This window comes from Companilactobacillus formosensis, assembly GCF_005405305.1.
Lineage (GTDB): Bacteria > Bacillota > Bacilli > Lactobacillales > Lactobacillaceae > Companilactobacillus > Companilactobacillus formosensis.
Genome location: NZ_BJDU01000009.1, coordinates 24343 through 51275, shown reverse-complemented (window position 1 = coordinate 51275; position 26933 = coordinate 24343). Strand labels below are relative to the sequence as shown.

At 35.6% G+C, this 26933-nt stretch carries 29 protein-coding genes; 9 read left to right on the top strand and 20 right to left on the bottom strand.

Annotation, left to right across the window (positions count from 1 at the left end; translation table 11 throughout):
* Nucleotides 1–20: 20 nt before the first annotated feature.
* Together FFM65_RS10340 and FFM65_RS10335 are read right to left on the bottom strand one after the other, a co-directional pair.
* Nucleotides 21–2375 carry a phosphoketolase family protein gene (locus FFM65_RS10340; RefSeq protein ID WP_119318669.1) on the bottom strand — a complete coding sequence of 785 codons (2355 nt, stop codon included), beginning with the start codon at nt 2373–2375 and terminating at the stop codon, nt 21–23.
* Between the two features lie 102 nt (nt 2376–2477).
* On the bottom strand, nt 2478–3206 hold the full coding sequence (locus FFM65_RS10335) for a GntR family transcriptional regulator (protein WP_119318668.1): 729 nt from the start codon (nt 3204–3206) through the stop codon (nt 2478–2480).
* 433 nt (nt 3207–3639) lie between these two features.
* Here FFM65_RS10335 and FFM65_RS10330 point away from each other — a divergent pair, with 433 nt between their 5' ends.
* Complete coding sequence (locus tag FFM65_RS10330) at nt 3640–4230, top strand: NADPH-dependent FMN reductase (RefSeq protein WP_119318666.1); 591 nt, start codon at nt 3640–3642, stop codon at nt 4228–4230.
* A 44-nt stretch (nt 4231–4274) separates the two neighbouring features.
* Here FFM65_RS10330 and FFM65_RS10325 read toward each other — a convergent pair whose 3' ends face one another.
* Nucleotides 4275–5264 (bottom strand): choloylglycine hydrolase family protein, encoded by a 990-nt coding sequence (locus tag FFM65_RS10325; RefSeq protein WP_119318665.1) that lies wholly within the window; start codon nt 5262–5264, stop codon nt 4275–4277.
* A gap of 166 nt (nt 5265–5430) precedes the next feature.
* On the opposite strand from FFM65_RS10325, the gene FFM65_RS10320 reads away from it, so the two are divergent.
* Nucleotides 5431–6369: a Dyp-type peroxidase gene (locus FFM65_RS10320; protein WP_119318664.1), complete on the top strand. Its 939-nt coding sequence runs from the start codon at nt 5431–5433 to the stop codon at nt 6367–6369.
* Nucleotides 6370–6685: 316 nt separating this feature from the next.
* Here the strand turns inward: FFM65_RS10320 and FFM65_RS12200 are convergent, their stop codons facing one another.
* Complete coding sequence (locus FFM65_RS12200; protein ID WP_161936656.1) at nt 6686–6838, bottom strand: DUF6095 family protein; 153 nt, start codon at nt 6836–6838, stop codon at nt 6686–6688.
* A 188-nt stretch (nt 6839–7026) separates the two neighbouring features.
* On the opposite strand from FFM65_RS12200, the gene FFM65_RS10315 reads away from it, so the two are divergent.
* Nucleotides 7027–8145 carry an SLC13 family permease gene (locus tag FFM65_RS10315; protein WP_119318663.1) on the top strand — a complete coding sequence of 373 codons (1119 nt, stop codon included), beginning with the start codon at nt 7027–7029 and terminating at the stop codon, nt 8143–8145.
* Nucleotides 8146–8191: 46 nt separating this feature from the next.
* Here the strand turns inward: FFM65_RS10315 and FFM65_RS10310 are convergent, their stop codons facing one another.
* The 6 genes from FFM65_RS10310 to FFM65_RS10285 all read right to left on the bottom strand — a co-directional run bounded on the left by FFM65_RS10310 (nt 8192) and on the right by FFM65_RS10285 (nt 15494).
* Nucleotides 8192–8725 carry a ClbS/DfsB family four-helix bundle protein gene (locus FFM65_RS10310; RefSeq protein WP_057815391.1) on the bottom strand — a complete coding sequence of 178 codons (534 nt, stop codon included), beginning with the start codon at nt 8723–8725 and terminating at the stop codon, nt 8192–8194.
* A 697-nt stretch (nt 8726–9422) separates the two neighbouring features.
* Nucleotides 9423–10841, bottom strand: a complete 1419-nt coding sequence (locus FFM65_RS10305; protein ID WP_119318662.1) for a C69 family dipeptidase — start codon at nt 10839–10841, stop codon at nt 9423–9425.
* Between the two features lie 17 nt (nt 10842–10858).
* On the bottom strand, nt 10859–11725 hold the full coding sequence (gene sdaAA / locus FFM65_RS10300; RefSeq protein ID WP_119318661.1) for an L-serine ammonia-lyase, iron-sulfur-dependent, subunit alpha: 867 nt from the start codon (nt 11723–11725) through the stop codon (nt 10859–10861).
* An 11-nt stretch (nt 11726–11736) separates the two neighbouring features.
* The gene (sdaAB, locus tag FFM65_RS10295; protein WP_119318660.1) at nt 11737–12408 is read right to left on the bottom strand and encodes an L-serine ammonia-lyase, iron-sulfur-dependent subunit beta; all 672 of its coding nucleotides are present in this window, start codon (nt 12406–12408) and stop codon (nt 11737–11739) included.
* A 138-nt stretch (nt 12409–12546) separates the two neighbouring features.
* Nucleotides 12547–13983 (bottom strand): C69 family dipeptidase, encoded by a 1437-nt coding sequence (locus FFM65_RS10290; protein WP_119318659.1) that lies wholly within the window; start codon nt 13981–13983, stop codon nt 12547–12549.
* A 95-nt stretch (nt 13984–14078) separates the two neighbouring features.
* Complete coding sequence (locus FFM65_RS10285; protein WP_371851284.1) at nt 14079–15494, bottom strand: glycoside hydrolase family 1 protein; 1416 nt, start codon at nt 15492–15494, stop codon at nt 14079–14081.
* A 150-nt stretch (nt 15495–15644) separates the two neighbouring features.
* On the opposite strand from FFM65_RS10285, the gene FFM65_RS10280 reads away from it, so the two are divergent.
* Nucleotides 15645–16367, top strand: coding sequence for a GntR family transcriptional regulator (locus FFM65_RS10280; protein ID WP_119318657.1), 723 nt, complete (start codon nt 15645–15647; stop codon nt 16365–16367).
* A 35-nt stretch (nt 16368–16402) separates the two neighbouring features.
* Here FFM65_RS10280 and FFM65_RS10275 read toward each other — a convergent pair whose 3' ends face one another.
* A complete protein-coding gene (locus FFM65_RS10275) occupies nt 16403–17425 on the bottom strand; it encodes an LCP family protein (RefSeq protein ID WP_119318656.1) in 1023 nt (340 codons plus the stop codon).
* A 150-nt stretch (nt 17426–17575) separates the two neighbouring features.
* Between FFM65_RS10275 and FFM65_RS10270 the strand changes: the two genes are divergently transcribed.
* Complete coding sequence (locus FFM65_RS10270) at nt 17576–18064, top strand: cysteine hydrolase family protein (RefSeq protein ID WP_119318655.1); 489 nt, start codon at nt 17576–17578, stop codon at nt 18062–18064.
* A gap of 33 nt (nt 18065–18097) precedes the next feature.
* On the opposite strand, the gene FFM65_RS10265 is transcribed toward FFM65_RS10270, so the two are convergent.
* Together FFM65_RS10265 and FFM65_RS10260 are read right to left on the bottom strand one after the other, a co-directional pair.
* Nucleotides 18098–18367, bottom strand: a complete 270-nt coding sequence (locus tag FFM65_RS10265; RefSeq protein WP_119318654.1) for a hypothetical protein — start codon at nt 18365–18367, stop codon at nt 18098–18100.
* 110 nt (nt 18368–18477) lie between these two features.
* The gene (locus tag FFM65_RS10260; RefSeq protein WP_059074571.1) at nt 18478–18804 is read right to left on the bottom strand and encodes a thioredoxin family protein; all 327 of its coding nucleotides are present in this window, start codon (nt 18802–18804) and stop codon (nt 18478–18480) included.
* A 160-nt stretch (nt 18805–18964) separates the two neighbouring features.
* Here FFM65_RS10260 and FFM65_RS10255 point away from each other — a divergent pair, with 160 nt between their 5' ends.
* On the top strand, nt 18965–19234 hold the full coding sequence (locus FFM65_RS10255; RefSeq protein ID WP_057815343.1) for a metal-sensing transcriptional repressor: 270 nt from the start codon (nt 18965–18967) through the stop codon (nt 19232–19234).
* A gap of 139 nt (nt 19235–19373) precedes the next feature.
* Here the strand turns inward: FFM65_RS10255 and FFM65_RS10250 are convergent, their stop codons facing one another.
* Both FFM65_RS10250 and FFM65_RS10245 read right to left on the bottom strand, forming a co-directional pair.
* Nucleotides 19374–20066, bottom strand: a complete 693-nt coding sequence (locus tag FFM65_RS10250; protein ID WP_119318731.1) for a VIT1/CCC1 transporter family protein — start codon at nt 20064–20066, stop codon at nt 19374–19376.
* A 22-nt stretch (nt 20067–20088) separates the two neighbouring features.
* On the bottom strand, nt 20089–20778 hold the full coding sequence (locus FFM65_RS10245) for a VIT1/CCC1 transporter family protein (protein ID WP_119318653.1): 690 nt from the start codon (nt 20776–20778) through the stop codon (nt 20089–20091).
* A 201-nt stretch (nt 20779–20979) separates the two neighbouring features.
* Between FFM65_RS10245 and FFM65_RS10240 the strand changes: the two genes are divergently transcribed.
* Together FFM65_RS10240 and arsC are read left to right on the top strand one after the other, a co-directional pair.
* Nucleotides 20980–21444 carry a Fur family transcriptional regulator gene (locus FFM65_RS10240; RefSeq protein WP_119318652.1) on the top strand — a complete coding sequence of 155 codons (465 nt, stop codon included), beginning with the start codon at nt 20980–20982 and terminating at the stop codon, nt 21442–21444.
* Nucleotides 21437–21850, top strand: coding sequence for an arsenate reductase (thioredoxin) (gene arsC, locus FFM65_RS10235; RefSeq protein WP_119318651.1), 414 nt, complete (start codon nt 21437–21439; stop codon nt 21848–21850). The genes FFM65_RS10240 and arsC overlap by 8 nt, the downstream gene beginning before the upstream one ends.
* A gap of 144 nt (nt 21851–21994) precedes the next feature.
* On the opposite strand, the gene FFM65_RS10230 is transcribed toward arsC, so the two are convergent.
* The gene (locus FFM65_RS10230) at nt 21995–22756 is read right to left on the bottom strand and encodes a sulfite exporter TauE/SafE family protein (protein ID WP_245954262.1); all 762 of its coding nucleotides are present in this window, start codon (nt 22754–22756) and stop codon (nt 21995–21997) included.
* 78 nt (nt 22757–22834) lie between these two features.
* On the opposite strand from FFM65_RS10230, the gene FFM65_RS10225 reads away from it, so the two are divergent.
* Nucleotides 22835–23707, top strand: coding sequence for an AraC family transcriptional regulator (locus FFM65_RS10225; protein WP_119318649.1), 873 nt, complete (start codon nt 22835–22837; stop codon nt 23705–23707).
* A gap of 125 nt (nt 23708–23832) precedes the next feature.
* Here the strand turns inward: FFM65_RS10225 and FFM65_RS10220 are convergent, their stop codons facing one another.
* The 4 genes from FFM65_RS10220 to FFM65_RS10205 all read right to left on the bottom strand — a co-directional run bounded on the left by FFM65_RS10220 (nt 23833) and on the right by FFM65_RS10205 (nt 26836).
* Nucleotides 23833–24630 (bottom strand): metal ABC transporter permease, encoded by a 798-nt coding sequence (locus tag FFM65_RS10220; protein WP_119318648.1) that lies wholly within the window; start codon nt 24628–24630, stop codon nt 23833–23835.
* A gap of 1 nt (nt 24631) precedes the next feature.
* Nucleotides 24632–25300, bottom strand: coding sequence for a metal ABC transporter ATP-binding protein (locus tag FFM65_RS10215; RefSeq protein ID WP_119318647.1), 669 nt, complete (start codon nt 25298–25300; stop codon nt 24632–24634).
* A 2-nt stretch (nt 25301–25302) separates the two neighbouring features.
* Entirely contained in the window at nt 25303–26205 is a 903-nt protein-coding gene (locus FFM65_RS10210) for a metal ABC transporter solute-binding protein (protein WP_119318646.1), read from the bottom strand.
* 205 nt (nt 26206–26410) lie between these two features.
* Nucleotides 26411–26836, bottom strand: a complete 426-nt coding sequence (locus FFM65_RS10205) for a Fur family transcriptional regulator (protein ID WP_119318645.1) — start codon at nt 26834–26836, stop codon at nt 26411–26413.
* Nucleotides 26837–26933: the final 97 nt, after the last annotated feature.

Genomic DNA, 26933 nt, shown 5'->3' with positions numbered 1-26933 from the left:
GAGAAACTTGATTATCTATCCTAAACATCCCAAGTCCAGTTATTAACTTCTGGCAAATCATCACCATACTCACGGATGTACTTGTTGTGTTTATCGACCTTAGCTTCCATTTCATCAGCAAAGTCACTTGCAGCGTCACCTTGAACAGCAACAGCAGCAACTTCAGCCAAGTGGAAACGATCCATTTCATTAACTACACGCATGTCGAATGGAGTTGTAATATCACCATTTTCACGATAACCATGAACGTATAGATTGTGATTGTCACGGTCAAAGAAGATTTCCTTGATGATGTCTTCAAAGCCGTGGAATGCGAATAGAACTGGTTTATCAACGGTAAAGATCTCATTGAATTGTTCATCAGTCAAACCACGAGGGTCAACCTTTGGTGATCTCAGTTTCAACAAGTCAACAACGTTAACGAATCTGATTTTGAGCTCTGGTTTAGCTTTTCTCAAAATACTGATAGCAGCCAATGATTCAAGGTTTGGTTCAGTACCAGCAGCAGCAATAACGATATCTGGATCACCATTATCGTTTGATGCCCAATCGATTACTTTAAGACCTTTATCGGCTAATTCTTGACCTTCTTCAATTGAATAGAATTGGAGTCTAGGTTGTTTTGAAGTTACCAATAAGTTGATCTTTTCTTGATCATCCAAAATCTTAGGCATAACAGCAAGCAACGAATTTGTGTCAGCTGGGAAGTATTCACGAATGTATTCAGGTTTCTTTTCAGCTAAGTGAGTAATGATACCTGGATCTTGGTGAGTATAACCATTGTGATCTTGTTGGAAAGCAGTTGATGTAGCAATCACATTAAGTGATGGATACTTGTTTCTCCAGCTCAATTCGTTAGCTTTTCTCAACCACTTGAAGTGTTGTGTCAACATTGAATCGACAACTCTCAAGAAAGCTTCGTAACTTGGGAAAATACTATGACGACCTGTTAAAGTATAACCTTCGTTAAATCCTTCAGCTTGGTGTTCTGAAAGTTGTGAATCGATGATACGACCAACTGGAGCTTCAAATTGATCATTTGGTTCCTTAACTGGTTCCATCCATTGACGAGGTGAAGCATCAAAGGCGCCATAAAGACGGTTTGACATTGTTTCATCAGGTCCAAAGATTCTGAAGTTCTTTTCATTATTCTTAATAACATCACCGAGATACTTACCTAGTTCAATCATATCTTGAGCAATCTTAGTACCTGGCTTGTCAAATTTCAAAGCGTAATTCTTATAATCTGGAAGTTTCAATGGTTTAGGATCAACCCCACCATTTACAATAGGATTCATTGCCATTCTTGCTTGTCCCTTAGGGATAATAGCAGCAATATCACTATCCAATTTACCATTTTCATCAAATAGTTCTTCTGGTTTATAAGATTCTAGCCATTCAACTAATTTATCAGCGTGTTGCATATCATTTTGATCAACAGGAATTGGAATTTGGTGAGCTCTAAATGAGCCTTCGATTGGTTCGCCATCCCAAGTCTTAGGACCAGTCCAACCCTTAGGTGCACGGAAAATAATTACTGGCCACTTAGGCATTTTAGCTTCTGATGCAGGGTGTTTTCTAGCTTCTGTTTGAATAGCTTGAATTTTTTCAATAGCTTCATCCATAACTTTAGCCATTTCAGGATGCATCTTTTGAGGATCTGTGCCTTCAACGAACATTGGATCCCAACCCATACCTTCAAAGTACTTAGTCAAATCTTCATCACTCTTACGTGACAAAATCGTAGGGTTAGAAATCTTAAAGCCGTTTAGATTTAGGATTGGTAAAACAGCCCCATCATTAACGGGATTAATGAAAGTATTTGAGAACCATGAAGCAGCCAAAGGACCAGTTTCAGATTCACCATCACCAATGACTACGGCAGCAATTTGATCAGGGTTATCTAAGATAGCACCGACACCGTGTGATAGAGAATAACCTAATTCCCCACCTTCATGCATTGAACCTGGTGTTTCTGGAGCAGCATGAGAAGCTACACCACCAGGGAATGAAAATTGTTTAAAGAGTTTTTGCATACCCTTAGTATCTTGAGTAATTTCTGGATAGATTTCTGTATAACTACCATCAAGGTAAGAATTAGAAACCATTACTTGCCCACCATGACCAGGGCCTTCAATATAGAACATCTTTAAACCATACTTGTTAATTACACGATTCAAATGAGCATAAATAAAGTTTTGTCCAGCAATAGTTCCCCAGTGTCCGATTGGGTGAACTTTGACATCACTAGCTTTTAATTCACGTCTTAATAATGGATTATCTTTTAAATATAATTGACCAACAGAAACGTAGTTTGCTGCTCGCCAGTATTTATCGATTAAATTTAAGTATTCTTTTGATGAGTAATCTGTCATTCCAGCACACACTCCTTATGTATTTACAATTGTAATGATAGCGAGAACTATAACAAAAGTCAACCATTTTGAAAATTGGTGCGTTCCAATGTTTGTAAACTCTTACTTATTGGCTAAATCAACGAAAGAATCGTATTTGAAATATTTATAATGTAGTTTCATCGTTGAGAATTCAAAGGGAGTTCCATCGTCTAAGAAGAAAATCCCTTCCATCAAGCCAACAGGCTCATTATCAGCTAAATTCAACAACTCCTTGCCTTCAGCATCCGAAGGTTCAGCCGAAATATTCAAATAAGTCTTGTTAACTTCTTTGCCTAACTCAGATTCTACATAATTAAAGATAGATTCAGAAGCAATTTGCTCTGATAATTCCGGTGCCAACTTGATAGGAATATATCCCGTTTCAATCATGAATGGCACATCATCTAATGACCGCAAGCGCTTGAAAGCATAGACGAATTCACTAGGTTTCAAAAATAAGTTATCTTGCAAATCTTTATCCGGATGAACCACATCAAATTGCAAAACTTTTACGCCGGGTTTTTGACCATTGACATTGAAACTATCAGTGATACCTAAGTTTTTACCACTATAGTTAAATGATGAACCTTGCTTCAAATACAAGGGGTTAACAAAAGTTCCAGATCCTCGTTTTTTAAAGATAATTCCTTGATCAGCCATCAATCCTAAAGCACGTTTGATTGAACTTCGACTAACTTTGTAACTTTCGGCTAAAGATCTCTCGTCAGGTAAACGCATATCTGAGAATTCACCTGCATCAATTGCCTTTTTTAACGATGTAATAATTTTTTGATAAACTAAATCAGCCATAACTTTTCCTCATTTCATAAATTGGGTCGCACCAATTATAAACATGGTGATTATTTTTCTTTCTAAGTATATCTTATAACGTATTGCACTTACATACCAAAAAAATATTGGTTCTTAATTTATAGTTCTTATGAATCTTGATTAATATTCCGTCCTCCATAGCAAAGCAAATTTGGCTGGAACAATGTGGGCACGACTTGGAGCCTTTGCTAAGACCAGAACCGGGCAAAGTCTTCAAGCTCGGCCTTTCACTAGGCAATAAATTGCCAAGTGAAATTTCACATTTGAGCCAATTTGCTTTGCTATTCCGGACTAGATAGTGATTTTATTCTTTTTTTACCACCAATCCACGTTTACTAAGGCCACACTCAAATTAATCATTTGCAATACTACCGTCTCAAGATATAACCTTTGTATATGTGAGGTATATATTATGGGAATAAAAATTGGAATCATTTTAGGAACGACGCGCCACAATTCGCTTGGTGGTAAGATTTTTAAATATTTACAAAATACAGTGCAGAGTAATGCTGATGTTGAATACAATTGGATCAAACTTAGTGACTATCCTTTGCCACTCTATGATCACGAGGAAACTCCTTTGGAAGACCACATTCACGATTTAAATAGTGTCGAAAGTGATTGGCTTAAAAAATTGAACCAGCAAGATGGCTATTTGATTTTGACACCGGAATACGACCACGCTATTACTGGAGCCTTGAAAAATGCCCTCGATTTAGTGGGACCAGAAGTTAATCGCAAACCTGTTTTGACAATTGCCTATTCACACTTCAGTGACGGCGGTATGTTGGCCGCTCAGTCAATCGTGCCAATACTTCAAATGCTGAAAATGATTGTTTTGCCAACGCCGGTCTTATTGTGGAACGCTGATGACAATTTTGCTGAAGATGGTACTTTATTGGATGTTAAGAACAGCGACCACTTTGCTAAACGATTGAATGAGGCTGTAAATGAAATTAATTTTTACACTTCAACTTTGAAAAATAATCCTTTTATGGAATAAAAATAGCATCTATTCAGAAATAAAATCTGAATAGATGCTTCTTTTTAATTTAATGCTTCAAATTCTTGATCAAGTGCTACTTCGAACTCTTTTGGTTCTTTTTGATTCTTAATCAAATCGTCAGTCATCTTAGTAGCATAAACTTTACGATTGCCATAAGGAACAAAGTACATGATCTTGTTAGTCAAATCCAAAACTGTTTGATATTGAGTATAACTGGATTCACCGTTGTCCTTGATGTTAACCCCACGAGGAATGGTTACACTATCAAGCATATGTAAAATCGTATTGACAGCTTGTTTGTTATCTTTAGGTGTTTCGGAAGCATTGCGAATGAAGGCAGTTCTTACAAAACGGTCAACGGCAGTGTAACCACCAGGTAATCTAAAAGTACCATTTTGACCTAAAGGAATAACTTCTTCGTCACCGAATTTTTTAGCAGCGAAGTTAGTTGTTTGAGCACCCAAGTAATTAGCCAAATTAGTCTTGTGCCAATTGTAATCAGGTGTGTTAGTCATTACGCCAACCTTATCTTCTTGAAGTACCAAACCATTGCCTTGTGGTTCTAGGACGTAAGTTGCGCCAGTTGCATCACTGAAAATGAAGTGCAAGGGTTGGTTTTGACCCATTACACCGGCATTTGATTCAATCAAGTGAACTTGTTTAATATTTTCTTTCAAGTCTTCAATTGACTTGTTGTTACCCAAAGCCCAAAGGATAAATTCTTCAGCAACTAAGTTGATTGCTCCGTCAGTTGGTTCTGTATCGTATTTAGCAGCATTGGCAAAATATAATTCTGCAGCCGATAAGCCATATTCGTTAAAACCGTCAGCTACCATGTAATTGTTGCCATATTTAGCACCAGTTCCCATGATGGCATAATCGGTTGTATAAGTTTTCTTATCATAAGAAGAAATCCATTTATATTCTTGAGGTAAAAATGTTGGTCTGCCATTCAATTCAAAGGCAAAATCCATTGTTCTAGCTAAAAATTTTGAGCCATCTAAAGCCCCTAAGCTAAGACTTGTACACATATATCTGTACTTCCTTTCGGGAATTATCAAAATCCATTATTAAATTAATTATTCTCTTAATTAAAGACATTATCAAGAATTTTATTTTGTGGTTTTTAAATATAACTCTTTTAGTAAGGATATGATAAAGTATGTGTGTATAAACAAATATTCCGGAGGTAGGTTCATGACAGTCGATATTAAAAAAGCTCAAGATGTGTATAAAGACGCTGGTGAAAGTGTTATTTTTACAACCTTGATGCTTAATCACAAAGATTTGAAAGCCGAAAAGGATGCCATTGCAGAATTTTCTGACATGTCCAATTCAATTATTAATAGTATGCGAATTCGTGACCCAGAAGCTCAAGCTCACATTGCTTGGGGATTTGGATCAGATGCTTGGGACTATCTTTTCCCCAACGCTCCAAAGCCAAAAGAATTAGAGAATTTTAAAGAAATCAAAGGTCCTAAATACACTGCCGTTTCAACACCTGGCGATATTTTCATTCACGTCCGCTCTAAGAAAATGGCAGTTTGTTACGAATTAATGGATCAATTCATGGGTATTTTACGTCCTATTACTTCAGTTGAAGACGAAACTCATGGTTTCAGATACATTGAAGGTCGAGCAATTATCGGCTTTATTGATGGAACTGAAAATCCAGCTGGTGTCGAATCAATGGACTACACTTTAATTGATGATGACCCTGAGTTTAACAATGGTTCATATGCCTTTGCTCAAAAGTATATTCACAATATGGAAGCTTGGAAGAGTCTCAAAACTGAAGATCAAGAAAAAGCTATTGGACGTCACAAGTTTTCTGACCGTGAATTGCCCGATGACGAAAAATTGCCTAATGCACATAATGTAGCTTCAAAAGATGAAGAAGGTGGAGTTGAACACAAAATTGTCAGAATGAATGTACCTTTCTCTGACCCTGCCAAAGACATCACCGGAACTTACTTCATTGGCTACTCAAAAGATTTTGCAGTAACTAATCGAATGTTAACGAATATGTTTACTAAGAGTGATCGTTTACTTGATTTTAGTACGCCAATCACTGGTAATTTGTTCTTTATTCCTTCCAAGACAACTCTAGAAAAGATTGCTGACGGGGAATATTAGTTTAGATAATTAGACAAAAAAATGGGAGAAGTTGGTCAATACAGACTAACCTCTCCCATTTTTGCGGTTTTATTATTTGGTTTTAGAACTAAATCGCCATAAGTTCCTTACAAATAGTAATGCTAAAAAAAGCATCAATAATCCTGAAAATGCTAAAGAAATCCTTCCAAAGAAAAATCCAGGATCAACGGTCATCTCAATCACACTAACAATCATTGAGACGAGGACCAAAAGAGATGTGCGTTTCAAAATCATGGAAATCCCTCCCCCTATTTGATAGGTCGATTATAACAATTTCCATTTTGTTTGGCATTAATTATTTTGGAAAGATAACGAAAATTGCAGCAAAGAAAATTGCTACCCCAATCGCCAGAGTAAGGTAATATACCGGTTCTTTTTTTGCTTTGAAAGATATTGTCATTATGGCAATTCCAATGATAAACATTAAAATCGATAAAATTATTTGCATTTATTCCTCTCCCTCATGTTAATATTTAATATAGTTAGGTTATAATACATAATGCTTTTTATATAAAAATATTTTCAAAAATCTAACAATCTGAAACTAATTTGGTATTTTTTATATAATTATCTTTTTTAACAGTACTTTTATCTTTATACTAGATAAGGTACTTCTTTTTTGTAGGGGAAACGTAAATGGCCGTATTAAAACGTGTATTTTCAGATAGAGTGTTGTGGATAGCCGGGGCAGCAGCTATTTTAACATCTATCTTCATCAGTCCACCACAGATGATGGACATCAATTGGAAGACACTTGCATCACTACTATCTATGATGATTATAATCCAAATCTATGATTATTTGGATTTTCTAAAATATTACGCGGCGTATATGACACATAAAGCCAAAACGACGCGACAGATGATATTTATGTTAGCTTCTCTAGCATTTTTTGGAGCTATGTTCTTAACAAACGATGTTACAATTTTAACTTTGGTTCCTTTATTTTACCAGTTATCTAAGCATATAAAAGTTAATCCAATTTTTCCAGTCATTATTATTGCGATGGCTGCTAATTTAGGAAGTATGTTTACACCATTTGGTAATACTCATAACTTATTCTTGCTGACACATTTTAATTTGGGTATCAAACAGTTCTTTATCATGTCAGCTCCAATAACAATTATTACTTTTATAGCAATTTTTCTAACAACTCGCTTTTTTCCAAAAGATCCGATTGAGTTAACCGAATTGCCCGCTGTTGAGTTAAATATTCCAAGTTTATCTTTAACAGTAGCAGTAACAATAGTAATATTTTTGGGAATTTTTTCCGTTATCCCAATGTGGGGATCATTGATTGCGGCTTTACTATTAGTAATCTTCATCAATCCGCATATTCTAGCATCCGTTGATTATTCAATTGTTTTGATTTTCATGTGTTTCTTTATTGCCGTTGGTAATATCAATCGTGAACCAGCAATTGTTAACAATCTGCACCAATTTTTACAAACAAGAACTAGTACATACTTAACATCGATTATAACTAGTCAATTTATTAGTAATGTTCCAACTACTATCTTAGTTTCTAAATTCTCTAAATATGTTCATGCTATTTTCTTAGGTACGAATATTGGTGGTTTAGGAACTGTTGTTGGTTCGCTAGCTAATCTATTGGCCTTTAAACAATATAGATTTTTCTTCAAGAAAAATCCTGGTAAATATCTCATGTACTTCACGATCATTAACTTCGCTATGCTATTGATCATTGGTACGATCGGTTATTTCTTAATCGATTTTGGTTTACCAACTAAATAAAAATAACCTTTTGACTGTTTTTCACGACAATCAAAAGGTTATTTTTTTATGAGTTAACAGGATTCTTTTTTCTTAAATTAAAGTTCTTCCACTTTCTCACTTGTCTGCTGTAATTGTTGAATGGTGAAACGGCGTTGATTCTAATCCACTTTGCAACTGGCCACATTGCTTTAGTTGTAGCCCATTTACGTTCTCCTGGTTTGAAAAGTTCGTCATGAGACATGTTCTCGATCCATGAAACTAATTCATCGACCACGCTACTCAATTCCTCTTCCTCATTTTCCAAACCGTTTGAACCGTATTTGATATTAAAATCATGGTATAACTGACGCATTTGATCCCATTTATATCCAGGAGTTGGTGTCGTGATATTTTCACCACTGGCTTCAGCTTTCTCCCAAGATAAAATCATGTTGATCCAGCCAAGTTGATAAGAGAGCATTTCACGTGGAGTCTTGTCCACTTGCTCAATTCTCTCATCGGCTACATCGTCACTTATACCCTCGTATTCATCAATGAACTTGTGATAACTCTCTCTAATCTGGTCTATCAATTCTTGTGAATTTTTATATACCTGCATGCCTTCGCTACCTTTCATTGATTTTTGATTCCCAATCAGGGAACTCCCAATTTCTATTATAGACTGAATTTTGTCACTTTGGGCAAAAAAAGCTCATGATATAGCGAGTTTTTAGTGAGAAAGCGTTTTATTTATGTTATATTAAAAAGTTATGCAAAATTTTTTTAGAAAAAATATGCCGTCGTCCGCAAAAATCCTGTGGCTGGCTGGAACATAGCCGACGCGATTTTGAGCTTTTGCATGGACCCAAAGACGCAAAATCTCAAAACTCGGTCTTTCACTAGGCAATAAATTGCCAAGTGAAATTTGGCTATTGAGCCGCCACAAGATTTTTGCTACCGACTAGACTCCAGTTTCTATATAGATAGAGTTAGACACATACTTTCTTAATAACTATCCTATTTTCTTGTAGTACAAAAAAAGAAGATACTACTAAAATCACAGCAATATACTGCAATTCTAATAATATCTTCTATTAACTTCTTGAAATAATTTATATAAAGCTAGAAACCACAATCTAGCCGGGAGCGAGGTACTGGAAAATGCTCAGCCGTGAAATTCCACTTAGCGATTTATCGCTTAGTGGAAGCCCAATCTTGAAGACTTTGCCCGGTTCTGGTCTTAGCAAAGGCTCCAAGTTGTGGCCACAGCGTTCCAGCGTTTTCCAGTGCCGAACGGACGACGGCAGCTTAACACATTAAAGATTTGGATCCATCTTAAATGTCAACTTACTCAATTCAGTCCCTTTAGTAATCAAATCAGCAATATGTTCTTTAGTAGCTTCATTAAAATGCTCGGCTATCAAATGATTTTGCTCTGTTAAAAAGCTAGTCAACTCTTCACCTGATTTAGCAGATGCTGCTGTTTCAACCTCGGAAATTTTTCTTCTAGCCCATTGTGATAATTTCTTTTGATAGTCCAAATTAGGCTCTACAAACTCTGTGTAATGACTTTCCACTATCATGGCCAATGTTTCATACATCCAGTAAGCACTCTTCATATCTAATTTTTCAGGCACGTAGCTGTATGTTTCATCAATATCATTAGCATTAGTGAAGAATGGTACGTAAGGACTGAAACTTGGAATACCCAGAGCCTTCCATTCGATACCGCCAACATTAGTTTTCGATGTCTTTGGCAATTGTAGAATATGAGAGTTTGCTGTTCTGGACAAGGAAATTGCACGATACTTTTTACTATTTTTACCCGTACTCATTGGATCAAATTCAGTTTCATCATAATGCGATGCTAAAACCGCCTGAATATCTTCTACTGAAATCTTCTTTTCTGGTTTTCTCAAAAATGGTAAATCTGAAGACTCTGGATCTTGTTCGGTTGATGGATTGAGCATTTTTTGACCGTACCAAACTCGTGGCGTGTTGTAATGACGATCTTGTTTCGTATCGGTTCCAAAAATATGTCTGAAGTTAAAACCTTCAAAATCAGGGTTCAAATTATTATCAGCAACGAATTCTTGAATTCCTTTCGACCACATGAAATTATCAGGATCATTAAAATCGATTTCTTCAATTCCAATTTGATTGGCAGCCACAGCATAACTGTCGTCAGGAATTCTAATTGCTACCCAATGATGACCTGTAGCCAATTCAACATACCAAATTTCATCTTGGTCAAAGAATTGTACGCCGTTGCCTTCAGCTGAACCGTATTTTTCAATTAAATTGCCTAAATATTCGACCCCTTGGCGAGCAGAATCAATATATGGCAAAACTAATGTCGTCATCGAATCTTCTGCTACTCCTTCAGGAACTAAAGGATCATAAGCTAAAACCAATTCATTAGCAAAGACACTTTCAGTTGCACTCATTCCGACATTTTTTTCATTGATCCCATCTTCTTCATACCAACCTTCATCTTGATTAGCATCAGGTGAACTCGTATAACGGTAAGCTTTTTCGGGTAATTCAACGGTCAATTTATTGTATGGAGAAACATAGGTCTCATGACGATTCTTTACTGCTGGTTGAACAAAAAATCTCTTAGGCCAATTGGCAATACAATTATCTTCATTTCTGGCTATAAAATTAGAACCATCTTGGGCTGCTTTTTTACCGACCATAATTGAAGTACAGGCCGCATGTTTATGTTGTTTCATTTTTATCCACCTTTCGATTAATCACCAAAAATCTCTTTTTTCAATTTTAAGGCAGTTGGTGTAGTAGCTAAGCCACCTTCAGCTGTTTCTTTAAAAATAGATGGCATTTGTTGACCAACTTTGTGCATTGCTTCAACGACTTCGTCAACTGGAATGACACTCTTGATGCCAGCTAAAGCCATATCTGCAGAAATCATTGCTTGTGAAGAACCAAGGGCATTTCTTTTAACGCAAGGAACTTCAACTAGTCCAGCCACAGGATCACAGACTAATCCCATCATGTTTTGCAAAGTGATAGAAATTGCTTCAGCTGCTTGTTGAGCACTGCCACCCTTAGCACAAACTAGGGCTGCTGAAGCCATCGCTGCGGCTGATCCAACTTCTGCTTGGCAACCACCTTCAGCCCCAGCAATCGATGAATTATTAGCAATCACTAATCCAAAAGCTCCAGCGGTAAATAAGAAGTCAACTTGTTGATCTCTAGTCATTTTCAATCTATCTCTAACCGCAACCAAAACTCCGGCTAAAACCCCGGCACTACCAGCTGTTGGTGTGGCACAGATTAGACCCATTTTGGCATTAACCTCATTGACGGCAACTGCATTTCTAACTGCTTCTAAAATCGGTTCGCCACTTAAAAAGTCACCTTTCTCGATGTATTCGTTCATCAATTTAGCATCCCCACCAGTCAAACCAGTAACAGATTTAACTCCAGCAACACCTTCTTGAATCGACTGTTCCATGACTTCCAAATTACGTTCCATTTGTGAGCGGATGAATTCCTTGCTACGATTAGTGTTCTCCATCTCAGTTTGAACCATCAAGTCAGCAACGGAATCATAATTAGCGCTCTTTTCAACCAATTCTTTAATTGTATAAAACATCTTTTTATCTCCTATTCAAAATACGTTGCATTATCGACATGTGGCAATGACTTTAATTGTTTCAGAATATCTTCACGATCACGACGTTCATCAACTTCAATGATCATGATGGCTTTTTCACCTTTAGAAGCTCGAGTAACGGTCATCGTTCCAATATTGATATCAAAATTAGAAAAGACATTAGTAACTTTGGCAATCATCCCCGCTACATCTTGATGAACTGTGATATAGGTTGGCGTACCCAAACTCAAAGACATCTTGAAACCGTTGATTTCTGAAATTTGAATATTTCCACCACCGATAGATACACCAGTAACTGACAATTCATGATCTCCTTTAACGAGGGTGATTTTGGCAGTATTAGGATGGGCAACTTTGTCACTCTTAGGCACAAAGGCTACCTTGATTCCCGATTCATAAGCAATTTTCAAAGAATCAGACAAACGTCTATCATCTGGTTCCATTCCTAACAAACCACCGACAATCGCCACATCGGTTCCATGACCGCGGTAAGTTTTAGCAAAGGATTCATATAGGTCGATCGTAATCTTATCTGGCTTTTCGCCAAAAATATCATGGACCACTTTTCCTATTCGAGCGGCACCAGCAGTATGAGAACTACTTGGTCCAACCATAACTGGTCCGATAATATCGAAAACACTTTTAAAACGTACGTCTTTCATGATAATTTACCCCTATTTTTCGTTAATTAAAGTTTACAATTATTAGGTGGTAAATTCATTAATATTTTTATCTATTAAACAAAATAACGGTAAATACACTCTAATTTTTGGAGGTATTTACCGTTATTTTCGTATTTTTTAAAGATTTGGATCCATCTTAAATGTTAATTTGCTTAGTTCTGTACCTTTAGTAATCAAATCAGCAATATGAGCTTTTGTTTCATCATTGTAGTGTTTAACGATTTCATGATTTTGCTCTGTTAAATAGTCTGTCAAAGCTTCCCCTGACATTGTAACAGCCTTCTTGTCAACTTCAGCAATCTTTCTTCTAGCCCACTCTGATAATTTCTTTTGATAATCAAGATTAGGTTCAGTAAATTCACTGTAGTGGCTTTCAACGACCATAGCCAATGTTTCGTACATCCAGTAAGCACTCTTCATATCGAGCTTTTCTGGTGTATAACTATACGATTCGTCAATATCATTGGCATTGGTAAAGAATGGAACTTGTGGGCAAAAGCTTGGTACACCGAATCCAGTCCATTCAACACCAGCGGCACCATTCTTGTCGGAATCTCTCATTTGAAGAATGTGGGAATTGGCTGTACGTGATAATGAAATAGCACGGTATGTTCTTCTTTCGTGTTCAGTACCATTTCCTAGTGGATCGTATTTTGTTTCATTGTAATGTGATTTCAAAATATATTGAATATCTTCAACAGCAATCTTCTTCTCAGCTTTTCTAATGAAAGGAATTTCTGGTGATTCTGGATCTTGAGTATCATCTGATGGATTCAAATAACGTTGAGCAAACCAAACACGTGGTGTGTTGTAATGGTGGTCTTGTTCAGTATTTGTACCAAAGATATGTCTGAAGTCCCAACGGTCAAAGTCTGGGTTTAGTCCGTGTTCTTCAACAAATTCTTGAATACCGTCAGCCCACATGTAGTTATCTGGGTCATTGAAGTCGATATCTTGAATAGCAACTTGGTTAGCAGCTACGGCATAGCAGTCATCGGGAATTCTTACCGCTACCCATTGATGCCCTGTAACAATTTCCATATACCAAACTTCATCTTTATCAATGAATTGCAATCCGTTACCTTCAGCCGAACCATATTCAGCAACTAATTTACCTAAGTATTTAACACCATCACGAGCTGAGTCAATGTATGGCAAAACTAAAGTTGCCAGTGAATCTTCAGCCAAACCATTTTTAACATATGGATCAAAGGCTAAAACTTTTTCGTTGGCATAAACACTTTCAGTTGCACTAAGACCAACATTTTTTTCATTAAATCCATCCTCTTCATTAGGCCCAGCACTTTGGTCAGCATCTAGTGTTGAAGTGTAACGATAGCCACTTTCTGGATATGGCATTGTCATTTTGTTATATGGTGAAACATAAGTTGCGTGACGATTTGAAACTGCTGGTTGGACAATAATCCGCTTTCTATAAATAGCGTTAAGGCGATCTTCGTTTCTGGAAATATAAGTAGCTCCATCCATCGAAGCCTTCTTACCTACCATTATGGATGTACATGCTGATGATTCGATCCGATCTAGCTCTGTCATTTTATAATCCCCCAATATAATTTTTTTGTTCTTATATTATTATGATACTCGTCCTGGGAAATGGCATCTAGCGTTAACTTAACTAAAAGAATTATTTATGCGTATTGATTTTTTTCAGTTACTAAATTCAAATCATCCAAATTCTGACCATTAGATTCAATAACTTGTTTTAACCACCAATAACTCTTCTTAAGAATCCGTTCCATATCCTTCAAATCATGGTTCGTCCGATTGACATAAACCGTTCCATAACGTTTGTCCACATTGCCACTAGAACTTGGAATATCGATCAAGCCCCAACCTAAATAGCCAAGAACTTCAACACCGTCTTCAAAGATAGCATCCTTCATTGCTTGAATGTGGTCGCGCATATAATTTATTCGTTTATCATCTTGAATCTCTTGACCCGTATACTCTTCACGCATACCTAAACCATTTTCAATTGGAAACATTGGTACGCTGTATTCGTTATAAACTTTTGCCAAAATATCTCTAAAACCAGCTGGATCAATTTGCCAACCGTATTCTGACGTTTCTAAATAAGGATTCTCTTTACTACCATAATCTAAATACAAATTAGGCACAGTGTTGAGTGGAACCTTCGTCGAATCAATCGTTTCACTACGATAATAACTAAAAGCAATGAAATCCGAACTTACTTGAATCAAAGCTTCGTCATCGTTTAATTGATAATCCATTTCAATCTTATGATTTTTGATATATGTCATTACCTCATGTGAGTAACGACCATAAATAAAGGCATCAAGTAAATTACGATTTAAAAATTCATCAATTTTTCTTGCATATAAAACATCTTTAGGATTAGGTGTGGCTGGATAAACTTCACTGTAAGCTAACATCCCACCAATTTGGCAATCAGTGTGTTCGTGAATAAAATTGGCCACTCCAGCATGAGCTAACATAACATGGTGACTGATCTGATATAACTCATCAATTGTCTTATCACCCTTTAAATAACCAGAAATATTAAAGGCTTCGCTCGTATGATAAAGATTTTGTTCATTAAAAGTAATCCAATATTTAACTCGATCTCCAAATCTTTTCACCATTTCAATTCCGTATCTAACGAATGCTTGCACTACTGGACGCGATAAGAAGCCATTATATTTTTGAGCTAAGGCTAATGGCATGTCGAAATGGTATAAACAAATCATCGGTGTAATGTTACGTTTCAAAAGTGCATCGATCATTCTGTTATAAAACTCGATTCCCTTTTCATTGAAGTTGCCGTCTCCTTCAGGGTCAACTCTGCTCCAAGAAATCTGAAACCGATAAAAGTTCATGCCTTGACTAGCCATCAAATTAAAATCTTCCTCAAAGCGATGATACTCATCAATACCATCTTTCCAATCAGAAGTACTATCAGTAGCTGGTCTGACATCATAAACTGATTTGCCTTTACCATCCAAATTCCATGCACCTTCCGTTTGCATACTAGACGTAGAATTTCCCCAGAAAAAATTCTTTGGTAACTTGTTAGTCATAATCATTCCGCCTCTCTGATTGAATACGCTTTCATCATATCACAAAAAGTGTTAATGTAAATAACAAATAGGTGATAAGTATATACTTTTATATTCAAAAGAAATTTATTCTTTTTCATGATAAACTTAACCATGAACAATTAGGGAGATAATGTTATGGCTTACAAATACAAAGAAGTTGCTAATTCTTTACGCAAAGCAATCCAGGCAGGTAAATATGAACCTGGAGAGAATTTACCAGATCAAAATCAAATTGCTAAAAATTTTAATACAACTCGTATCACCGTCCACAAAGCGCTCCAACTATTAATGGTTGAAGGAATGATTTACTCCAAACGTGGTGCGGGAACTTTTGTCAGAAAAGATTACGTTGCTGATGATCACAGCAAATTTGGAAAAGTCTCTCCAATTGATAAACCTTTCGGAGCTACTAAGACTAATGCCGGAAAATCTGTAACTAGTAAGGTTTTGGAACTATCCGCTCGCATTCCAACTGAAGATGAAGCCGATAAATTGCTCATCAAACCAACTGAACCAGTATATGTAATTAGACGGGTGCGTTACGTTAATGGAGTCGTCTTTGCTTACGAAAATACAATTATGCCGACTGCTATCACGACTTTGACTGAAGATATTCTCAAGAAATCAATCTACGGTCACATGCAAAAAGAAGGCCTGACGATCGAAGGAACTCACCGAATTATTTCCGCTGACAAAGCCAGTCAAATTGACGTTGACACTGGCATTGCAGAAAAACTTGGAGAACCCGTTTTAGTTATTAACCAGTTAAGTTACCTCGAAGACGGTCAACCTTTTGAAATATCTGAATCCCGTTTCCCTTATAAGACTAGTCAACTAACTGCTGACATTACTTTATAGGCCCACACAAAAAGCGCACATGAAAGTGCGCTTTTTTAATACGTATTATTAGTATAGAAAGTCTTGTCTAATCCAAAAGTATTGTAATCAGTATCATCTTCATTTTCGAAGAAAGTCTTATTTTTAGCATTCAATTGCGTTTCAGTATTATTCAAAGTCTGAGTTGATAAGCCCAAGTTTTCGCGTAATTTATCTGAAGCTTGCTGCATCGTGTCTGTTGGTAAAATTTGATAAGAACTACCATTGATCCAAGCATTACGTCCTTGAAGTTGATTGAAATCCATTGTTTTACCACTGCTATGATACTTCAAAATAATTTGATCTATCTGACTAGTAGTCAAATCAGTACTGATATCACTACCCAAATCTTTAATCAACTTAGGTAATTTGGTTAAATACTTAGGTTGTTCAAGCTTCTTTACTACAGCTCTCAAAATTTGTTGTTGACGGATTTGACGACCATAATCCCCACGAGGATCTTGATAACGCATTCTAGCGTATGTCAAAGCCTCTTTACCATTTAAATGGTGCGTTCCTTTAGGAATCGTAATCCCGTCAAAGGAAACCTTTAAATCACTTGTCACAGTCACACCGCCGACAAAATCAACTGTTTTTTCCAAAGCTTCCATATTGATTGCCACGTGATAGTCAACTGGAACCCCTAACATACTACCGACAGTACTTTTAGCCATTTTTGATAAGCCAATATTGTAAGCAGCGTTGATTTTTTGAACATTCTTTTCTTTATCACCAACCATTTCAGCTAAAGCATCTCGTGGAATGGAATAAGCAACCGTTTTTTCAGTCTTAGGATTCAAAGTCAACAACATCATGGTATCCGAATTACCACGATCAACACGGCCATCAGTTCCCGTATCTGCTCCCAAAAGTAAAATGGAAAATGGTTTACCATTATTTATTTTGTTAGAAACGCTTTTCTTATTAGTATTCAAAGAATTAAGCGATTGTTGCGTATGATATATGAACACTCCCCCTGCACCTAATGCTGCTAATAGAAGTACACCTATAATTATTGAAATTATTTTTAATTTTTTCATTTTTTATATCCTATATTTTTTATGATTCCTATTATAAGAGCAAATAATACTTGTTATCAAATTTTAGGAACATTTTTCAAAAATATCGCTTTCATAAATTGAATCAAAATGATAATCTCAAACTATAAAAATGTTTTAGGGGGGATTAAAATGTCAGAATTGGCTGATGCTTTAATCGTAATCGATATGCAAAAGGCTCTACAATACAGTTACAATTTCGATGGACTGATTCGCAATATCAATGACCGGATCTCTCTATACCGTCAAGCCAACTTACCTATCATTTTTATTCAGCATAACGATCAAGATGTTGTTCGAGGTAGTGAATTGTGGCAACTATCGGGTAAATTAGACAAACAAAAAGAAGACATTGTGGTTGAAAAGTTTCACCCTAATGCCTTCTACCAAACTAATTTAAATAAAGTCTTGATGAATCACAATATTCATACAATCGAACTCTGCGGAGCTCAAACTGAATATTGTTGCAATGCCACAATCGTCATGGCGCACGGTCTTGGCTACAAAATTTTAATGGGACACGATATGACTACTACTTTTGATAATGACTACATGATTGCTGAAGATACGATTTCTTTCTTTGAAAATATTTGGAATCAACGCTTCGTTACCTTTCAGTAAAAAATAAAAAAGCCGATCATTTCGGCTCTTCTATTATGCGTAGGTTACGCCACTGTGAACTAACTCGTATCCGTTCAAATTCAAATCGCCCAACACTCGATTGATGGTCTTATCTGGGAAACTGCCATCCATCTTGTATGCTAAGTAATATTTGGAGGAATCATCTGAAGAAATCCAACGTCCTAATTGCGACAATTCAGGATAAATCTTGGGGTCAAAATCAACCGACCTGCCAAAATCGATAGTAATGATTTCTCCTTCAAACCAACTGATATATTTCAACGTTCTGGGTAAAGTAGCCATGTGCAATCATCCCTTCTGAAGAATTTTGTGACCGTTTTCACAGATAAATATAACACCTTTTGAGGGCAAAAAAATATCCGATACCAAAAAAGTATCGGATATTGTGCTTTTTACATATACTTCTCTAAAGCCATGCGGAATTTCTCTTCTGGTTGATAACCAACCATACGTCCTACAACGTTACCATCTTTCTTGATGATAAATGTTGGGATACCTTGAATTCCGAAGTTATTAGGTGTATCAGGATTGTGATCAACGTTCATAGAAGTAAACTTGATCTTATCGCCTAATTCATCTTTAGAAGATAACTTCTCCAAAATTGGATTCATCATCTTACATGGAGGACACCAGTCGGCGTTAAAATCTGTAATAACTAGTCCCTTACTTGTCTCATCGTTGAATGTCTTATCTGATAACTCAGTGATATTTGCCATCATTCAATCTCCTTCTCATATCTTATGTACCCAATATACCCCCTAGGGTAAAAGTGTGCAACTATTTTGTTTTATCAACATATTCAAGATTTAAAATGCAATTATTTGCGACCCGTTACCCATATGGGTATAATTAACTAAACAAACCATTTGGGAGGAAATTATGTCTCAAACACCCGAAGAAATTGCCAGCAAAAAAATAACTAGTCGTTTAAAACGTTCTCGGGGTCAGCTAGATGCCGTACTGAGAATGATGGATGATGACAAACCTTGCGATCAAGTTTTAATGCAATTATCTGCCGTTAAATCCAGTGTCGATAAAGCGATGAAGTTAGTTATTGCCCAAAATATCCGTAAGAATTCTAATTGTACCGATGAAAAACAACTCGAGGAATTACAAAAATCGTTGGATTTGATGTTAAAAACTAAGTAATCTTCTAAGACTGCCATCGTCTGTGAAAATCCGGTGACTGGTTTCAATTTCTATTCAATAAATACTAAAAAAATCTCATTAAAATGTTAGAAAATTTGCATTCTAATGAGATTTTTTATATTGAAATATTTTATTTTTATTAAAGCATTAAACCAACTGAATAGTGAATTGCCATAGTTACAATACCGACAATTACATTTCTAATAATAGCAGTTTTAACTAAACCATCACCTAATTTAGCACTTAAGAATCCTGTCAAAGCGACTGACAAAGTAACGGCTAAAATTGTTCCTGGCCATTTAATAGCGTTTGGTAATAGAGTCATCGCTACTAATGGGAAAATCCCACCAGATGCAGCTGAAACTAGTGATGAAAAGGCAGCATCCCAAGGATTCATATAATGACCTAATTGCAAATCGTATTTAACACGGACAACCGTTCCTAAAGCATCTTGTTCCATTAATTCTTTAGCAATCTTATCGGCAGTAGCTTGTTTGACGCCACGATCAACGTAGAACTTAGCTACAACGTCCAATTCATCTTGATAATTAGTTTTGATTAGTTCACGTTCTTTTTCAATTGCAGCTCTTTCGGTATCCTTTTGAGAGCTAACTGAAGCATATTCTCCAGAAGCCATTGAAAAAGCACATGCGAGCAAATCTGATAGTCCAGCAATAAAGATTGTGAAGGTGTTAGTTGTCGCTACAGCAACTGAGAACAAAACACCAACAACGGTTAAAATACCATCATTTGAACCTAAAACTCCAGCACGAAGAGTATTTGAACGTTCGGCCATAGTTTTCTTTTGTTTTTTGGGTTTAGACATTGTCATTGATTTCAACGTTTCTCACTCCTTAATGTGCGAATAAAGATCCAATTAAATAAGTTACTAACATCGTCAATAATCCGGAAACGATATTTCTCAAAACGGCTTTACCACGGTTGGCACCACCTAAAGCTGCAGCTGTATAACCGGTAATTGCCAAAGCAATCATCACTGCAATGACAGTTGCAATCATCTTAATACTTTGAGGGAACATTGTAATAGAAACCAGCGGCAAAATTGAACCAGTTGGGAAAGAAATCATTGAGGCCATCGCTGCAGCAATCGCACTGGTCTTTTCTTTCGGATTAAAGCCATATTTTTCACGAACAGCTACATCGAGTGGATCATCACTCATCATTTCTTTAGTAGCTTGAGTGGCTAATTCATTAGAGATTCCAGTAGCTTGATATTTATTGCGAATGAAATCAAATTCATCATCGTAATGTCCATCTAACGCTGCGGATTCTTTTTCTACCGCTCTTTTTTCAGAATCACTTTGGGTACTAACTGATACCCATTCACCCATTGCCATTGAAACTGTTCCGGCTAACATTCCGGCAATACCTGATAGAAAAATAGCATGATTATTACTTTGAGCACTAGCAACACCGATAACAATACCGGCAATTGAAATAATTCCATCATTGGCACCCATAACACTGGCACGCATGACATTGATTTTTTCAGCTAAACTTTGTTTTTTCTTTGCTTTAGGCATGATGCTCACTCCTTAATTTTTTGTTACATTGGAATGGTTCTCATCTGTTAACGACTACATAATAACGCAGACCTTTTTAAAAGTAAACGAAATACCTCCTTAAAACGTTTTCAAGGTTTTTAGAAGTTTTCTTTGGTATTCTCTCTAATTTCGTCATATAATTACATTGAAATGATTCTAAGGTAGAAAGGAAGATTGCTCATGGCTAGTAATGCTGTAATGGAAGAAACACTACAAGTCCTAAAAGATCATAAGCTCAGAGTTACTCCACAGCGGCACATTATTTTGGCATACTTAGTTAGTCATCATAATCATCCTACCGTTGAAACGATCCGCGATGGACTCAGTAAAGATTTACCTAATATTGGAGCATCTACAATTTATAATACGCTGAACACTTTTGTTGACCACCATTTAGTCGTCGAATTACAAAACGGAGATGGAAGTACCCATTACGATTACTTCGGCACACCCCACTATCACGCCATTTGTACAAATTGTGGACGGATTGTAGACGTTACGTATCCTGGATTTAGCGATACCGAAAAGAACCTTGAAGAAAAAACGGCCGAGATTTCCGGTTATATGATTTCTGGTAATCATATGGAAGTTTATGGTTTATGCCCTGAATGTCAGATCAAGTTAGGAATTAAGCAAAATGACTAAGAGTATTTATTTTTTGTGTAGTGGCAACGCTTGTCGTAGTCAAATTGCTGAAGGATACGCTAAACAATATTTACCTGACTGGAATGTTCAAAGTGCTGGCGTGAGAGTCGATGGATTGAATCCCTGGGCTGTTAAAACTATGGCTGAAGATGGAATCGATATTTCGCAACAGTATTCAAAATTAATCGATTCTGATTTTCTTGAACAAGCAACAGTAGTAATTACCCTTTGTGGTGAAGCTCGCGATAAATGTATTATTCCTCAAAATGCTCGTTGGTTGCATTGGCCTATTAATGACCCTGCCCTAGCAACTGGCAGTGATGAAGAAATTGCGACTGCTTTTAGATCTTCACGAGATGACATCAAACAACGAATTATTCAATTAGCTGAACACATAAATAATTAATTTGAATAATGATGGCAAAAATTCTAGACGATAAAAATAAGGTCCAGAAATCGTAATGATTTCTGGACTTTATTTGCTTCTATACTATAACAAAAAACATTTTTAGAAATAACAAAGGAAGAGATTTCAAGCCTTTTTCACCATTTAATAGGATTGAATAAAGAAATAATTTGCTTGTATAAAGGCCAATATGGCAATGACCCAGCGTAATTTAACAATCGATATATGACGTAATATCCTTGGACCTAAAAAACCACCTATCAACATTCCCGCTGCTAAAAAGATACCTTGTAACCAATAAACTTGCGATCTGAAGATAAAAATGACAAACGCAACAACATTAGCTAACCCACAAATTACATTTTTAATCGCATTATTAACTAAAAAATTTTCATTAGTTAAATAATCCAGTGCAGCTAAAAGAATGACACCATTAGCACCACCAAAATATCCTGTATAACATCCCATCATGAACATGATGACAACAATCAAAAATTTAGGAATTACCCTTGTCGAGTTTTTTTTCTTGTTTCCAATTAAAAAAAGGATACCTGATAAAACTAAAAAAATGGGTACTACTTTTTCGAATACCTTTGAAGGAAAAGCCAATAATAAGTATGTACCAAATACTGCTCCAACTGTGGCACTCATAGCATAGAAAATTGATTGTTTCCAATGTCCCTTTAATTCCTCAGTAGATGAAGAAATTGCTCCCAAATAATCAAAAATCAATGCTCCATGATTAGTTATGTTAGCAAAAATTGGTGGAACTCCACTGATCAATAAAATTGGATAAGAAACTATTGAAGCTCCGCCCGCAACTGAAGAAATCATGCCACCGAAAATACCGCCTAAAAAAACTAAAATTAAAATAAAATTGAACATAATAAGTTCCTTTCTTCTCATTATCATATCCAATCATTCAATGTTATAGTCACATTAAATCATCAAAAAATATCACAATATCTTCAAGGTAATTGTCTAATGGCTGAAAATATCATCAATTCTATTAATTTATATCAAAAAAATTCTTTTCCTTATTTGGTTTTGAACGTCAAAGGAATAGCGGCTTTTCCACATAACCCAGGCTTTCGAACCTGGCATTGGCATGAGGATCTACAATTCATTTTTATTTCCAAGGGTCCTATTACCTTTTCCACATTAGAAAACAAAAACATCATTTTAAATTCAAATGAAGGATTATTTTTAAATAAAAACCAAATTCATCTCATTGAACCCACGACCCAATCTAATTACCATAGTTTCATCTTTCCCGAAAAATTTCTGAATTTTTATTTGAATAGTCCTGCAAATACTACAGTAAATAAACTAATCAACAATCAAAATTTTAACTTTGTCCATTTATTGCCTAGTATTCCTTGGCATAGAAAAATTTTGAAATTGTTGAAAAAACTAACCACGCTTGACGATAGAAACTCTGATTTATATCCCTACCGAGTTTTAGTAAATCTACACAATATTTGGTTATTAATGCAAGAAAACATTGATCTACCAACTGATATTCCCAATAATAATCTAACCAAAGAGAGAATGTATATTTTTTTAAATTACATTCATCACCATTTTGCGGAAAAAATAACTATTACTTCCATCGCTAATAGTGCTCACGTTAGTAAATCTGAATGTTTACGTTGCTTTCATTCAACACTTAATATCACTCCATACGAATACTTACTTGATTACCGACTTCAAAAATCAATCATACTTTTACAAAATTCAGACTCCAATATCACTGATATTGCAAATAAAGTGGGATTCAATCAACCAAGTCATTTCATCGCTATTTTTAAAAAAAGAATTGGCAAAACTCCTAAGCAATTTCGTAATTTACAATAATTAGCTATAACTTTCTATTCTTCATTTGATATAGCAAAATTGACACATCAAAAAACACGATAGAAAATTCTATCGTGCTTTATTTAAAATCGGATGTTATATCCCAAACTCTTGCTGTCTAAATATTAATGATTTAATTTCCAATTTTTATAAGTCAAACCACAGAAGTAAGCTAAAACTTCAAAACTAGAAATAAAGAAAGTAACTGGCCAATTGGTAATAAAGGCAAGATACAAGCCTAACCAAACACCAGCCAATGATAATCCCACTGAAACCATCAACAACTTAGGTATCGTGTGAACCAAATACTTAGCTGTAGCACCAGGCAACGTTAATAACACGAAGACTAACAATGAGCCAACGATTTGGGCACCGATACTGACACTCAAAGCTAAAGTTACCAAGAAAGCGATCGATAACAAACGAGTCTTCAAGCCAGCTGCACGAGCGCCAATATGGTCGAAGGAATCAAATGACAATGGCTTGTAAAAAATTATGAAAATGGCAATTACTACTACTGCCAAAATTACTAACTGTTGAACTTCTTTGGCACTAATACCAACGATACTACCAAATAAAATATTCGTCGCATAACTACTCGATTCTGAAGATAATGATAGAAAAAGAATTCCTAAACCAATAAATAATGAAGAAATAGCACTAATCGAAGCTTCCCGTCGTGAACTTTCTGAACTTAGACTACCAACTGCTATTGAACTAATAATCGTGAAAAGAATCATCCCTGCTAAAGGAGATATTCCAATCAAAATTCCAAATGACGCTCCAGCAAAACCAATTTCTGACAAAGTATGCGAGAGAAAGGACATATTTCTGGAAACCACGAAGACGCCAACGATACCAGCCGTAATAGCAATGAAAGTACTGGCGATAAAGGCTTGACGCATAAATTCATATTCAAACATTTTATCCCTCCATCTCAAACATTTTTTCTGAAATATGACTAATAGGAATTTCCTTCAGAGTTTTATTTTGGAAGAAAAGTGCCTTAGTCGTATATTTTTTGGTCAATTCATAATCATGTGTAATGAAAATAACTGTCAATTGATATTTTTTATTTAATTCGGCAACTAAATCCATCAATTGCATTTTTACCTCAACATCTAAACTAGCTGTCGATTCATCAAGAATTAAGATTTTGGGCTCATTCAACAATGCCTGTGCCAAATAAGCTTTTTGCTTTTCACCACCAGAAGCTAATCCTAGAGGACGATCTTTCAAATCAGTCAATCCCGTCTTCTCTAAAATTTCTTGAATCAATTGGTCATTTTGATGACGTTTTGTTGGACTGAACGTAAATTTCAAATTAAGTCGGATAAAAGCTTCGATACTTAGTGGATAATCGTTATCGATGTTTCGAAATTGTGGAACATAGCCGATTGTCTGCTTGTGATCGAAGTTTAATTCGCCACTAGTTTTTGGCTCTAACCCCATTAGTATTTTGACTAAAGTGGTTTTTCCAGATCCATTAGGTCCGATTAGGCTTAAAAAATCGCCCTGATTTATTTTAAAATTAACATTTTGAAAAACTAATTGGTTTCCAAAACGCTTAGTTAAATTTTTTGCTTCAATCAAAATTATTTTTCACCTTGTAAAATTTTATTCATTGCTTGATATTGCGATAACATCCATTCAGTGTAAGTCTTATCTTTTGGCAATGTTTCCGTAACTTCTAGAACCGGAATATCATTTTTCTTTGCTAAATCAACCAAATTATTAACTAGCTTGCTGTCTGTTTGAATATTTAAAACAAAGAAAGCAATTTTTTTAGCTTTAATATTGTCTTGCATAGTTTTAATCGTTTGAGGTGTTGGGTCAGTTCCATTTTCAACAGCCTTTTCAAACTCTTTGTTACCTACTTTGAACCCAGTTGCCTTAATTGAATAATCAAAAACTGGTTCACTGACATAAACTTCTTTATTAGTTACTTTTTGCGAAGCTGTCTTAAGTTTTGCTAACTCATTTTTCACAGGTTTCAACGAAGCTATGTACTTTTTAGCATTTTGTTGAAAATACTTTTTATTCTTAGGTTGTTGCTTAGATAATTCGTTAGCCAAATATTGTGCATATTTGGGCATCGTCTGCGGATTGTACCAAATATGAGGATTATCGCCAGTCTTTTTATTCATGACATCCTCACCAATTTTGATATATGTTCCGTCTTGCTTGTCTAGTTTATTCATCCATGAATCGTATCCCAAACCGTTGGCAACTGTAACATCAGCTTTACTAACAATTTGAGCCGTTTTGGTTGTTGGTTCAAAATCATGAGGATCAACGGCAGGATTACTAATAATTGAAGTAACGCTACCCTTGTTACCGACAATCTTCTTAGCAACTTCACCGTAAAAATCAGTCGTTGTGACAATATTTAGTTTGTCTGAGGAAGTACTAGTCTTCTTATTAGTACATCCCGCTAAAACTACAATAAAAATCAATCCTAAAATAATTCCAATAAATTTTTTTCCCTTAGAAAACATAAGAAATTCTCCTTAAACAATAAAAGTTACTATTTAACCCTAAACTAATGTCTTTAAAAAGTAAATGATAAATTTTACTATTTAACATTTTTTCCATGTTGATTAATGTTATATTCCGGACTAGATAGTGATTTATTTTTTCAATAGAATTTAAAAACATCTATTAGACAATAGTCAGTTGGACTATTTTATCCAATAGATGCTTTTATTTAGCCTTCAATTTTTTTGTACAATCGGCACAAAGTCCGTATACTTCCAAAGCGTGTCCTTCGACTGTATAGCCTGGTAATTGATCAGTGAAAAACTCGATTGGACAAGCTTTTAATTCAGTGACTTTGCCACAATTCTTACAGACGAAGTGGTGATGATGACGATGCTCAAAATCACATTGATATTTCACTAAAGTCTTATCTTTTTCTTGGGATTCAACCAAACCAATTTCTTCAAATTCTTTTAAATTACGGTAAATCGTATTATTACTTACTCCAGGATACAAGGAACGCATATAGTCAGCAATATCGTTGATTGATACGTATTGAACGGTAAATTTACTGAGAAATTCTAATAAATCTTTGCGCTGTTTAGTTACTTTATAATGGTTTTTTTTCAAAACTTCAATTGCTTTATCCACTTATCTCACCTTTTCTAACTAATCCATTGTATTGTAGTGTAACATAATTAGTAATTATTACGCATTAGAAAGTTTAGTTAGTATTAAGGTAAAATTG